The sequence below is a fragment of the Rhizobacter sp. P2_H3 genome (assembly GCF_056403355.1).
On the sequence record NZ_JBFUFQ010000181.1, the window covers coordinates 1 to 12032 of the forward strand.

Consider the following 12032-nt stretch of genomic DNA (forward strand, 5'->3'; position numbering starts at 1 on the left):
CCCGAGGTGGGGGTCGTGACGGTCGCGCCGCGCGAGGTCGGGCTCGTGACCGAGCTGCCGGGCCGGCTCGAGGCCTCGCGCGTCGCGCAGGTGCGGGCCCGCGCGGCCGGCATCCTGCTGAAGCGGCTGTTCCGCGAAGGCAGCGACGTGAAGGCCGGGCAGGCCTTGTTCCAGATCGATTCCGCGCCGTACGTCGCGAGCCAGCAGAGCGCCCAGGCCGCGCTCGCCCGCGCGCAGGCCAACCTGACGCAGGCCACCGCGCAGGCCGAGCGCTACAAGCCGCTGATCGAGGCGAACGCGATCAGCAAGCAGGACTTCGTCAACGCGGTGGCCGCGCAGAAGTCGGCCGAGGCCGATGTCGCGTCGGCGCGCGCCGCGCTGCAGACCGCGCAGATCAACCTCGGCTACGCGGCCGTCACCTCGCCGATCGCGGGCCGCATCGGCCGCGCGCTGGTGACCGAAGGCGCGCTGGTCGGCCAGGGCGAGGCGACCCAGCTGGCCGTGGTGCAGCAGATCAACCCGATGTACGTGAACTTCACGCAGTCCACCACCGAGACGCTGAAGCTGCGCAAGGCCCTCGAGGCCGGCAAGCTCAAGCGCGCCGCCGGCGGCGAGGCCGCGATCGTGCGCATCGTGCTGGAAGACGGCACCGAGTACGCGAAGCCCGGCAAGCTGCTGTTCTCCGACCTGACGGTCGATGCGACCTCGGGCCAGATCACGCTGCGCGCCGAGGTGCCGAACGCCGACGGCCTGCTGCTGCCCGGCATGTACGTGCGCGTGCGGCTCGAGCAGGCGCAGGTCGACGGCGCGATCGCGCTGCCGCAGCAGGCCGTCACGCGCAGCAACCAGGGCGACACCGTGATGGTGGTCGGCGCCGACGGCAAGGTCGCGCCGCGCCCGATCAAGATCGGCTCGGCCGCGCAGGACGGCCAGTGGCTCGTCACCGACGGCCTGAAGCCCGGTGAGCAGGTGATGGTCGACGGCTTCCAGAAGCTGCGCGGCCCGGGCCCGGTGAAGCCGGTGCCGTGGCAGCCACGCGCGGCGTCGGCCGCCGCAGCATCCGCGCCTGCATCGGCCGCCTCCGGCAGCTGACCCCGGCCACCCAAAAGACAGAACCAGCGAGCCTTCCTCCATGGCCAAGTTCTTCATCGATCGCCCCATCTTCGCGTGGGTGATCGCGCTGTTCATCATCGTGCTCGGCAGCGTGGCGATCACGCAGCTGCCGATCTCGCAGTACCCGCCGGTCGCACCGCCCTCCATCGTCGTGTCGGCCACCTACCCCGGTGCCTCGGCGCAGACGCTCGAGGACAGCGTGATCAGCGTCATCGAGCAGGAAATGAACGGCTCGCCCGGCCTGCTCTACATGGAGTCGGTCAGCCAGGCCAACGGCACCGGCTCGATCACGATCAGCTTCGAGCCCGGCACCAACCCGGACCTGGCGCAGGTCGACGTGCAGAACCGGCTGAGCCGCGCCGCGCCGCGCCTGCCGTCGGCCGTCACGCAGCAGGGCGTGCGGGTCGACAAGGCGCGTTCGAACTTCCTGCTGTTCACGATCCTCTCGTCCGAGAACCCGGCCTACGACCCGATCGCGCTCGGCGACTACGCGTCGCGCACCGTGCTGCCCGAGATCCAGCGCATCCCCGGCGTCGGCCAGGCCCAGCTGTTCGGCACCGAGCGCGCGATGCGGGTCTGGATCGACCCGGCGAAGCTGGTCGGCTTCAACCTGTCGGCCGCCGACGTCGCCACCGCGATCCGCACGCAGAACGCACAGGTCTCGTCCGGCACCATCGGCGACCTGCCGAACCTGCCGGGGCAGTCGATCTTCGCGACCGTGGTCGTCAACGGCCAGCTGAGCAACGTCGAGCAGTTCGGCAACATCGTGCTGCGCGCCAACGCCGACGGCTCCACCGTGCGCCTGCGGGACGTCGCCCGCATCGAGCTGGGCGCGCAGACCTATGCCACCTCGGCGCGCCTGAACGGCAAGCCGTCGACCGGCATCGGCGTGCAGCTCTCGCCGAGCGGCAATGCGCTGGCCACCGCGACCGCCATCCGCAAGCGCATGGACGAGCTCTCGCGCTACTTCCCGCAGGGCGTCAAGTACAGCGTGCCGTACGACAGCTCGCGCTTCGTGAAGATCTCGATCTCGCAGGTGGTGGAGACGCTGCTCGAGGCGGTCGCGCTGGTGTTCGTCGTGATGTACCTGTTCCTGCAGAACTGGCGCTACACGGTGATCCCGACACTGGTCGTGCCGATCGCGCTGCTGGGCACCTTCGGCGTGCTGCTCGGGCTCGGCTTCTCGATCAACGTGCTGACGATGTTCGGCATGGTGCTGGTGATCGGCATCGTGGTGGACGATGCGATCGTCGTGGTCGAGAACGTCGAGCGCATCATGAGCGAGGAGGGGCTGTCGCCACGCGAGGCCACCCGCAAGGCGATGGGCCAGATCTCCGGCGCGATCGTCGGCGTGACGGTGGTGCTGATCTCGGTGTTCGTGCCGCTCGCGTTCTTCGCCGGCTCGATCGGCAACATCTACCGCCAGTTCTCGGCGGTGATGGTGGCGTCGATCGCGCTGTCGGCCTTCATGGCGCTGTCGCTCACACCGGCGCTGTGCGCGACGCTGCTGAAGCCGGTCGAGGCCGGCCACCACCACGAGAAGACCGGCTTCTTCGGCTGGTTCAACCGCGGCTTCGCCCGCACCGCGAAGGGCTACGAAGGCTGGGTCGCGAAGATCCTCAAGCGCGCCGGCCGCTTCCTGATCATCTACGCGGCGATCATCGCCGCGGTGGGCTGGACCTTCTCGCGCCTGCCGGCGTCGTTCCTGCCGGCCGAGGACCAGGGCTACATCATCGTCAACGTGCAGCTGCCGCCGGGTGCGACGGTGAACCGCACGGTCGAGGTGATGCAGCAGGTCGAGGGCTTCATCCTGAAGCAGCCGGAAGTGCAGAGCATGGTCGGCGTGCTGGGCTTCAGCTTCTCGGGCCAGGGCCAGAACGCCGGCCTCGCCTTCGTGACGCTGAAGGACTGGGACGAACGCAAGGGGGCGCAGCATTCGGCGCAGGCGCTGGCCGGCCGCGCGTTCGGCGCGCTGATGGGCGTGCGCGATGCGTTCATCTTCCCGCTCAGCCCGCCGCCGATCCCCGAGCTGGGCACCTCGTCCGGCTTCGCCTTCCGGCTGCAGGACCGCGGCGGCAACGGCCACGCGGCGCTGCTGGCGGCACGCAACCAGTTGCTGGGCCTCGCGGGGCAGAGCAAGATCGTCGCGGGCGTGCGCCCCGACGGGCTGGAAGACGCGTCGCAGCTGCAGATCGACGTCGACCGCGACAAGGCGAACGCGCTGGGCGTGAGCTTCGATTCGATCAACTCGACCCTCTCGACCGCGCTGGGTTCGGCGTACATCAACGACTTCCCGAACGCCGGCCGCCTGCAGCGCGTGGTGGTGCAGGCCGATGCGCCGGCACGCATGCAGCCGGACGACCTGCTGCGCCTGAACGCATTGAACAGCAAGGGGCAGCCGGTGCCGCTGTCGGCGTTCGCGACGACGCGCTGGATCAGCGGCCCGGTGCAGACCATCCGCTACAACGGCTACCCGACGATGCGGCTGGCCGGCGACGCCGCGCACGGCCGCAGCACCGGCGAGGCGATGGCCGAGATGGAGAGGCTCGCGGGCCAGCTGCCGCCGGGCTTCGCGTTCGAGTGGACCGGCCAGTCGCGCGAGGAGAAGCTGTCGGGCTCGACCGCGTTCATCCTGCTCGGCTTCTCGCTGCTCGCGGTGTTCCTGTGCCTGGCGGCGCTGTACGAGAGCTGGTCGATCCCGCTGTCGGTGATCCTGGTGGTGCCGCTGGGCGTGCTGGGTGTCGTGCTGGCGGCCACCTTCCGCGGCCTGGAGAACGACATCTACTTCAAGGTCGGCCTGATCACGGTGATCGGCCTGAGCGCGAAGAACGCGGTGCTGATCATCGAGTTCGCGAAGGACCTGCATGCGCAGGGCAAGGGGGTGGTCGAATCGGTGCTGGAAGCGGCGCACCTGCGCTTCCGGCCGATCCTGATGACCTCGATGGCCTTCATCCTCGGCGTGCTGCCGCTGGTGGTCGCGTCGGGCGCGGGCTCGGCGAGCCAGCGCGCGATCGGCACCGGCGTGATGGGCGGCATGTTCAGCGCGACGCTGCTGGCGGTGTTCTTCGTGCCGGTGTTCTTCGTCGTGGTGCGCCGCATCTTCAAGGGCAGCGAGCGGCAGCGCCGCATGTACGCGCATGAACTGAATGGCACGCCGAAGGATGGTTCYCATGAGTGATTCCCGAAGCCCCCGGCTGCTGCGCGGCCCGGCCCCTGCCCTGGCCCTGATGGCCAGCGCTCTGCTCGCGGCCGGCTGCACGATGATCCCGACCTACGAGCGCCCGCCGGCGCCGGTGCCCGGCTCGTTCGCCGGCGAGGCGACGACCCCGCGCCCCGGCCCGAAGGCGAGCGACGTCGAATGGCAGAGCTACTTCGCCGACGAGCGCCTGAAGCGGTTGATCGAGCTCGCGCTGAAGAACAACCGCGACTTGCGCGTCGCAGTGCTGAACATCGAGCAGGTGCGCGCGGCCTACCAGATCAGGCGTGCCGACGAATGGCCGACGGTCAATGCGGCCGCCAGCGGCCTGCGCCAGACGGCCGGGCCCGACACGATCACCAGCACCTACAGCGTGGGCCTGGCGGTCTCGTCGTACGAGCTCGACCTGTTCGGCCGGGTGCGCAGCCTGAGCCAGGCGGCGCTCGCGCAGTACCTGGCCACCGAGGAGACGCGCAAGGCGGTGCAGATCAGCCTGATCGCGTCGGTTGCCAACGGGTACTTCAACCTGCTGGCCGACGACGAGCTGCTCGAGGTGACGAAGCAGACGCTGAAGACGCGAGAGGATTCGCAGAAGCTCACGCGGCTGAAGTTCGACAACGGCGCGAGTTCGGAGCTCGACCTGCGGCAGGCCGAATCGCTGCTCGAGGCGGCCCGCGTGTCGCTTGCGCAGCAGACGCGCCAGCGCGCGCTGGACGAGAACGCGCTGGTGCTGCTGCTCGGGCAGGCGCTGCCGGACGACCTGCCGGCGGGCGTGCCGCTGGTGGCCGACCAGGTGCTGCCGGAGGTGCCGGCCGGCCTGCCGTCGGACCTGCTGAACCGCCGGCCCGACGTGCGCGCGGCCGAGCAGCAGCTGATCGCGGCCAACGCCAACATCGGCGCGGCGCGCGCGGCGTTCTTCCCGCGCATCACGCTGACCGGGCTGGTCGGTTCGGTGAGCAGCGAGCTGTCGGGGCTGTTCAAGAGCGGCTCGTTCGGCTGGAGCTTCCAGCCGCAGGCGACGCTGCCGATCTTCGACGCGGGACGCAACAAGGCCAACCTCGACAGCGTGAAGGTGGGCCGCGAGATCGCGCTGGCGCAGTACGAGAAGGCGATCCAGACCGCGTTCCGCGAGGTCTCCGATTCACTGGCCGGCCGCGCGACGCTCGGCGAGCAGGCGCGGGCGCAGCGCGCGCAGGCCGATGCCGAGCAGGCGCGCTACCGGCTGGCCGACCTGCGCTACCGCAACGGCGCGGCGAGCTACCTCGACGTGCTGGATGCGCAGCGCTCGCTGTTCACCGCGCAGCAGGCGGTGGTGCAGGTGCAGACGCTGCAGGCGCAGAACCTGGTGACGCTGTACAAGGCGCTGGGGGGTGGGTGGAAGGACGCGGGGGCCAATTGACGGTAGCCCGGATTTCAATCCGGGATCGTGGCAACACGCGAAGACCCCGGATTGCCATCCGGGCTACGAGACAGGGCCGCGCGGGGATCAGGGCTTGATCGCCGTGGCCTGCGACCACACCACCTGCCAGCGGCCGTCGATACGCTCGTACGCATCGATGTGCCAGCACCGGAACGGCGAGTCCGGCTCGAAGGCCAGCGTGGCCTGGTAGCGCAGCACCGCGCTGTCGGCATGGAGGCGGACCTCGATCGCACCAGGCTCCCAACGCAGGTAGCGAAGCTCGCGCCGCTCGATCCGGCCGAGGTACTCGTCGCGGGTGAACGCGCTGCCGGCCGGCGTGACGAGCTGGAACTGCGGCGCATGCAGGCGCCGGGCGAGCGGGATGTCGCCGTCGACCAGCGCGCGCAGCCGCGAACGTTCGATCTCGCGGAGCTCTTCGGCACGGCGCTCGTCGGCCGCCCCGGCGCCGTCGCTGCCGGCCGGCGGATAGGCATGCAGGCCATCGAAATCTGCCTTGCCGATCGGCACGCCCCGGCTGCGCAGGATCGCGTACGCGGTCGTCAGGTGGAAGAAGAAGTTCGGCAGCGCGTAGTGCTGCAGGAACTCGGTGGCCGGCAGGCGCACCAGCGCGTCGCCAGCCTGGCTCTCCAGCAGGCGTGATTCGGCGCCGTCGAACCGCTCCTGCGGCAGCTCGCGCACCATCGCCGTCACGCGATCGACCAGCGCCCGCAGCCCGTCAAAGCCGGGGCCGGGCTCGCCCGGCGAAGGAACCGGCAGCCCCGCAAGCGGATGGCAGGCGCGCAACGCGAAGTTCGCCGCGATGACGACCTGCGTCGCCAACGGGTTCATGTCGTCGGCCAGCCGCGCGCCGAGCAGCCGTTCGGCGTCCGGCCCGGGCGCGTGGGCCTGCGCCAGGTCGAGCCAGCGGCGCAGCCGTTCCAGGTAGCGCAGGAAGACAGGCACCGAGGCCTGCCAGAGCGGAGGTGGGTTCATCGCACGAGCGTAGCAGTCGGGCTCTCGCGCGGCGCCCTTGCATCGCGGCGCCCTCCCCGGCATGCTGCCGGCCATGACCCCCGCCTCCCACCGCGCCCAGCTCGTCGGCATGCTCGCCGAGGCCGCCGAGATCGAGCACTGCCTGATGTGCACCTACCTCTATGCGGCGTTCTCGCTGAAGCAGCACGCCGACGAGGGGCTCGAGCCCGACGAACTCGCCGCCGTGCAGCGCTGGCGCCGCGAGATCATCGCGATCGCCACCGACGAGATGCTGCACCTGGTGCTGGCCAACAACATCGCGGTCGCGATCGGCGCCCGCCCGCACTACCGGCGCTTCAATTTCCCGATCGCCGCGGGGCTGTTCCCGGCCGACATCGCGGTCGAGCTCGCACCGTTCGACGAGGCCACGCTCGACCACTTCGTCTACCTCGAGCGGCCGGCCGACGTGGCCGAGCGCGACGGCACGCGCTACGAGAAGACCAGCTACCACCGCCGCTCGGTCGCCGGCCGGCTGTCGATGCTGCCGGACGACTACACCACCGTCGGCGAGCTGTACGAATCGATCGCCGAGAGCTGCGAGCTGCTGGTGCAGCACAGCGGCGAGGCGAAGGTGTTCATCGGGCCGCGGGCCGCGCAGTTGGCCATGCAGGATTTCCGCCTGCCCGGACTGATGACCGTCGGCACGCTGGCCGAGGCGCGCCAGGCCGTCGATTTCATCGTGCAACAGGGCGAAGGCTCGCGCGAGAGCAAGAGCGGCTCGCACTACGCGCGCTTCTGCGCGATCCGCAGCGAATGGCAGGGCCTGAAGGCGCGCCGCCCGGGCTTCGAGCCGGCCCGCCCGGCGGCGCGCAACCCGGTGATGCGCAACCCGGTCGTCAGCGGGCTGCGGGTGCACGTCACCGCCGAGCCGGCTGCCACGCTGCTCGACGTCGCCAACGTCTGCTACGAGCTGATGCTGCGCCTGCTGTCGGCGCTCGCCGACGTGACGCCACGCTCCGAGACCGCCACCGCGCGCCGGCGCGAAATGACCGACCAGACGCTCGCGCTGATGCACATGCTCGGCGACATGGGCAGCGCGCTGTCGGCGTTGCCGGCCAGCGACAAGCACCCTGGTGTCAATGCCGGCATGACCTTCACCGCGTCCCGCACCGTGCTGACCTACCTGTCGGTCGAGACCGCGACGCTGGTGCTCGCCGAGCGCTGCGGCTGCGTCGCCGACCGGCTGGCCTCGATGGCCGCCCAACCCGGCGCGCAGCCGTGGCTCGCCCGGCATGCGCAGGCGATGCGGCGCTTCTCCAATTACTGGTCGGCCGACCATGACGCGCATTGGCCGGCCATCGCGGGCCAAGCCGCGACCGCTGTGCCACCGGTGGCCCCGCCGCCCGTCACCGCCGCCTCACCCGCGCCGGCCGAGCCCCGCGCCGCCCCGAAACCACCCGACGAAGCCCGCGGCCGCGACGTGCTGCTGCGCTTCGACACGCAGCGCTGCATCCACGCGCGGCACTGCGTGCTCGGCGAGCCCGAGGTCTTCCTCGCGAACACGCCCGGCGACTGGCTCTACCCCGACAAGGCCACGCCCGAGCGCATCGCGATCGTCGCCCACACCTGCCCGTCCGGCGCGGTCACCTACGAGCGGTTGGACGGCGGCCCGGCCGAGGCGGCACCGCTCGTCAACACCGTGCGGCTGCGCGAGAACGGCCCGCTCGCCTTCCATGCCGAGATGGCGCTGGCGGCCCCGCCGAACGGCGGCTCGTCGCTGCGTGCCACGCTGTGCCGCTGCGGCCAGTCGGCCAACAAGCCGTTCTGCGACGGCTCGCACAACGCCGCCGGCTTCAAGGCGAGCGGCGAGCCGCCGACGCGCGAATCGCAGCCGCTCGCGGTGCGCAACGGCACGCTGCGCGTCGACCCGCTGCGCAACGGGCCGCTCGAGGTCAGCGGCAACCTGGAGCTGTGCGCCGGCACCGGCCGCACCGTCGACCGCCTCACCAGCACGCGGCTGTGCCGCTGCGGCCAGTCGCAGAACAAGCCGTTCTGCGACAACTCGCATGCGGTGGTCGGCTTCGTGGCCGACGGCGTCTGACGGCCGCGCGATGGCGTTCCGGAACAACTACCCCGGCTTCGAACCGAAAAGCCTGGCCGACGTGCTGCGCTGGCGCTGGGCGGCGCACCGCAACGGCGTTCCGCGGCCGCCGCGCGGGCCGATCCCGCAGGTCGCGCCCGATCTTGCGTTCCTGCAGGCCAATGCGCGCGCCGCTGCGGCGATGCGCCCCACCGTCACGTGGATCGGCCACGCGACCGTGCTGGCGCAGCTGGGCGGCCTGAACCTGCTGACCGACCCGGTCTTCTCCGAGCGCGCATCGCCGCTGCCGTTCGCCGGGCCGAAACGCCACCTGCCACCCGGTGTCGCGCTCGCCGACCTGCCGCACATCGACGTCGTGCTGGCCTCGCACAACCACTACGACCACCTCGATGCCGCATCGGTCGATGCACTGCAGCGCCAGCCGGGCGGCCCGCCGCTGTTCATCGTGCCGCTGGGCGTGAAGGCCTGGCTCGCCGGGCGCGGCATCGCGAACGCGGTCGAGCTGGACTGGTGGACTTCGTACACGGTGCCGGCACCGGCCGGCCCGGTCGAGGTGACGCTGGTGCCGGCCCAGCACTGGTCGGGCCGGGGCCTCGCCGACCGGATGAAGACGCTGTGGGGCGGCTTCGCGGTGTTCGCGCCCGACTGCCACCTGTTCTACGCCGGCGACACCGCGTACTCGCGCGACTTCATCGACATCCAGGCGCGCTTCGCCGCGCGCCAGTCCGCGGCGAACGGCGGCGGCTTCGACATCGCGCTGCTGCCGATCGGCGCCTACGAGCCGCGCTGGTTCATGGCGCCGCAGCATGTCGACGTCGAGGAGGCGATCCGCATCCACCGCGACCTGCGCGCCAAGCGCTCGCTGGGCGTGCACTGGGGCACCTTCCAGCTGTCCGACGAAGCGCTCGACGATCCGCCGCTGGCGCTGCTGGAGCAACGCAAGCTGCAGGCGCTGTCCGACGAAGAATTCTTCGTGCTCGCGATCGGCGAGACGCGACAATTCCCGCCTCGTTGAGCTTGCGGAGGATCTGCCATGTGGATGACCATCGCCCTCGTCGTGCTGCTGCTGATCGCCGCGGTGCTGCTGTTCGCGACGACCCGGCCCGACAGCTTCCGCGTCGAGCGCTCGCTCGCGATCAAGGCGCCGCCGGACAGGATCTTCCCGCTGCTCGACGACTTCCACCGCTGGCCCGAGTGGTCGCCGTGGGAGAAGCTCGACCCGGCGCTGGTGCGCACGCACAGCGGCCCGGCGCGCGGCGTCGGCGCCGTCTACGAATGGCGCGGCAACGCAAAGGTCGGCCAGGGCCGCATGGAGATCATGCAGAGCACGCCGGCCGCGGCGCTGGCGATCAAGCTCGATTTCATCAAGCCGTTCGAAGGCCACAACATCGCCGAGTTCACGCTGAAGCCGCAGGACGACGCAACCCTCGTGCACTGGGCGATGCACGGCCCGACGCCCTATGTGTCGAAGCTGATGGGCCTGTTCATGAGCATGGACACGCTGATCGGGCGCGACTTCGAAGCCGGGCTCGCGAACCTGAAGGCGGCGGCCGAGAAGGCGTAGCAGGCGTTCGAAACGAATGAATCAATCGGGGCCGGCGCACGACACGGCGCCGATACCTGCCCCGCGCATCCTGACGGCTCCGATCCGCTGGAGAAGTCATGAAAGCGCCCCAACCCCACCCCGGCCGCCTGGTTGCCCGAACGCAAGGCGACGGGCCGGTCGTGCTGTGCCTGCACTCGTCGACCGGCACGCATGCGCAATGGAACGGCCTGGCCGATGCGCTGAGCGGGCGCTGGCAGGTCGTCGCCCCCGACCTGCACGGCCACGGCCGCAGCCCGGTGTGGCCGACGGCCGTGCTGAACACGCTGCACATCGACGCGAACGCGGTCACCCAGCTCGTGCAGCCGGCCTGGGGGCTGGTGCGGCGCGGCATCCACCTGGTCGGCCACTCGTACGGCGCCGCCGTCGCGATGCAGATCGCGCTGCGCCACCCGCAGTGGGTGCACTCGCTGACGCTGTACGAGCCCGTCGCGGTCGGCATCATCCGCCGCCTGGCACCGCAGGATGCATCGCTCGATGAAGTGCGCGAGATCGCATCGCGCGTGGCTGCGTTGCTGGACCAGGGCGACGCGCTGGCCGCGGCGCGCGCGTTCACGAGCTACTGGGGCGGCGATGCGGCCTGGGACGGCCTGGGCACGGCGCGCCGCGAGGCCATCGCGTCGCGCATGCCGGTGGTGCCGCGCCACTTCGATGCGCTGTTCGCCGCGACCTGGGGCCAGCAGGCGCTGTCGCGACTGACGATGCCGATGCTGCTGATCCACGGGCAGCACACGCGCGCGCCGGCGCGCCGCATCGTCGAGCTGCTGGCGCAGGCGCTGCCGCAGGCGCAGCACTGCGAGCTGGCCGGCGCAGGGCACCTCGGGCCGATGACGCACGCGGCCAGCGTCGTGCGCTGGATGGCGACCCACCTCGACCCGGTGGCGGCCGCGCGGCTGGAGCTCGGCAGCGATCTGCAGCCGCAAGCGGCCTGACGCGCGCATCGAGACAAGCCCGGGGGCGGCCGCGGCAGGCGATGCCTAAACTGCCGGGCCATGAACACGACGCTGCACACCACCGACGGCCTGCGCCTGCACCTCTCGCACCATCCGGCCGGCACCGCGGCGCATGGCGTCGTCGTGCTGGTGCACGGCCTGGGCGAGCACCTGGGCCGCTACGCGCATGTGATCGCGCACCTGAACGGCTGGGGCTGGCATGTGCTGGCCTACGACCAGCGCGGCCACGGACGCAGTGAGGGCGCCCGCGGCCGGCTCGCCACCGACCACGACCTGCTGGACGACCTGTCGCACGTGATCGATGCAGCCCGCACCGCGCACCGCGGCCCGCTGGTGCTGCTCGGCCACAGCATGGGCGGGCTGGTCGTCTCGCGCTTCGCCGCCGACACGAAGGCGCCGTGGTGGCGCCCGGTCGACGGCCTGGTGATGTCGTCGCCGGCGCTCGACCCCGGCATGAACGGGGTGCAGAAGCTGCTGCTCGCGCTGCTCGGCCCGATCGCCCCGTCGCTCGCGGTCGGCAACGGGCTGAAGCCGGCGTGGATCTCGCGCGACCCGGCCGTCGTCGCGGCCTACGCCGCCGACCCGCTGGTGCACGACCGCGTGACGCCGCGGCTGGTGCGCTTCATCGTCGACGGCGGCGAATGGGTGCGCGCCCGCGCGGCCGCGTGGACGCTGCCGACGCTGCTGCTGTACGC

9 protein-coding genes are annotated in these 12032 nt (G+C 71.3%); 8 read left to right on the top strand and 1 reads right to left on the bottom strand.

The window, feature by feature from the left end:
- The 3 genes from AC1D1T_RS24375 to AC1D1T_RS24385 all read left to right on the top strand — a co-directional run.
- The coding region (locus AC1D1T_RS24375; RefSeq protein ID WP_477992630.1) for an efflux RND transporter periplasmic adaptor subunit at positions 1-1092 on the top strand (1092 nt) is incomplete at its 5' end.
- A gap of 40 nt (positions 1093-1132) precedes the next feature.
- Positions 1133-4291 carry an efflux RND transporter permease subunit gene (locus tag AC1D1T_RS24380; RefSeq protein ID WP_465111375.1) on the top strand — a complete coding sequence of 1053 codons (3159 nt, stop codon included), beginning with the start codon at positions 1133-1135 and terminating at the stop codon, positions 4289-4291.
- Entirely contained in the window at positions 4284-5708 is a 1425-nt protein-coding gene (locus AC1D1T_RS24385) for an efflux transporter outer membrane subunit (RefSeq protein WP_477825462.1), read from the top strand. Before AC1D1T_RS24380 ends, AC1D1T_RS24385 begins: the two co-directional genes overlap by 8 nt.
- Positions 5709-5795: 87 nt before the next feature.
- Here the strand turns inward: AC1D1T_RS24385 and AC1D1T_RS24390 are convergent, their stop codons facing one another.
- Positions 5796-6701: a DUF1993 family protein gene (locus AC1D1T_RS24390; protein WP_477825463.1), complete on the bottom strand. Its 906-nt coding sequence runs from the start codon at positions 6699-6701 to the stop codon at positions 5796-5798.
- 73 nt (positions 6702-6774) lie between these two features.
- Between AC1D1T_RS24390 and AC1D1T_RS24395 the strand changes: the two genes are divergently transcribed.
- The 5 genes from AC1D1T_RS24395 to AC1D1T_RS24415 form a co-directional block, all read left to right on the top strand.
- Positions 6775-8781: a ferritin-like domain-containing protein gene (locus tag AC1D1T_RS24395; protein ID WP_477825464.1), complete on the top strand. Its 2007-nt coding sequence runs from the start codon at positions 6775-6777 to the stop codon at positions 8779-8781.
- A gap of 10 nt (positions 8782-8791) precedes the next feature.
- Positions 8792-9796, top strand: coding sequence for an MBL fold metallo-hydrolase (locus AC1D1T_RS24400; protein WP_477825465.1), 1005 nt, complete (start codon positions 8792-8794; stop codon positions 9794-9796).
- Between the two features lie 18 nt (positions 9797-9814).
- Entirely contained in the window at positions 9815-10345 is a 531-nt protein-coding gene (locus AC1D1T_RS24405; protein WP_465111370.1) for an SRPBCC family protein, read from the top strand.
- Positions 10346-10443: 98 nt separating this feature from the next.
- Positions 10444-11316, top strand: a complete 873-nt coding sequence (locus AC1D1T_RS24410) for an alpha/beta fold hydrolase (protein ID WP_477825466.1) — start codon at positions 10444-10446, stop codon at positions 11314-11316.
- A 60-nt stretch (positions 11317-11376) separates the two neighbouring features.
- On the top strand, positions 11377-12032 hold a 656-nt coding region (locus tag AC1D1T_RS24415), incomplete at its 3' end, for an alpha/beta hydrolase (RefSeq protein ID WP_477992631.1).

What these genes read in the sequence shown, in the direction of transcription:
- AC1D1T_RS24385 (WP_477825462.1), top strand. Translation starts at nt 4,284, where the DNA reads ATGAGTGATTCCCGAAGCCCCCGGCTGCTGCGCGGCCCGGCCCCTGCC.
- AC1D1T_RS24390 (WP_477825463.1), bottom strand. Translation starts at nt 6,701, where the DNA reads ATGAACCCACCTCCGCTCTGGCAGGCCTCGGTGCCTGTCTTCCTGCGC.
- AC1D1T_RS24395 (WP_477825464.1), top strand. Translation starts at nt 6,775, where the DNA reads ATGACCCCCGCCTCCCACCGCGCCCAGCTCGTCGGCATGCTCGCCGAG.
- AC1D1T_RS24400 (WP_477825465.1), top strand. Translation starts at nt 8,792, where the DNA reads ATGGCGTTCCGGAACAACTACCCCGGCTTCGAACCGAAAAGCCTGGCC.
- AC1D1T_RS24405 (WP_465111370.1), top strand. Translation starts at nt 9,815, where the DNA reads ATGTGGATGACCATCGCCCTCGTCGTGCTGCTGCTGATCGCCGCGGTG.
- AC1D1T_RS24410 (WP_477825466.1), top strand. Translation starts at nt 10,444, where the DNA reads ATGAAAGCGCCCCAACCCCACCCCGGCCGCCTGGTTGCCCGAACGCAA.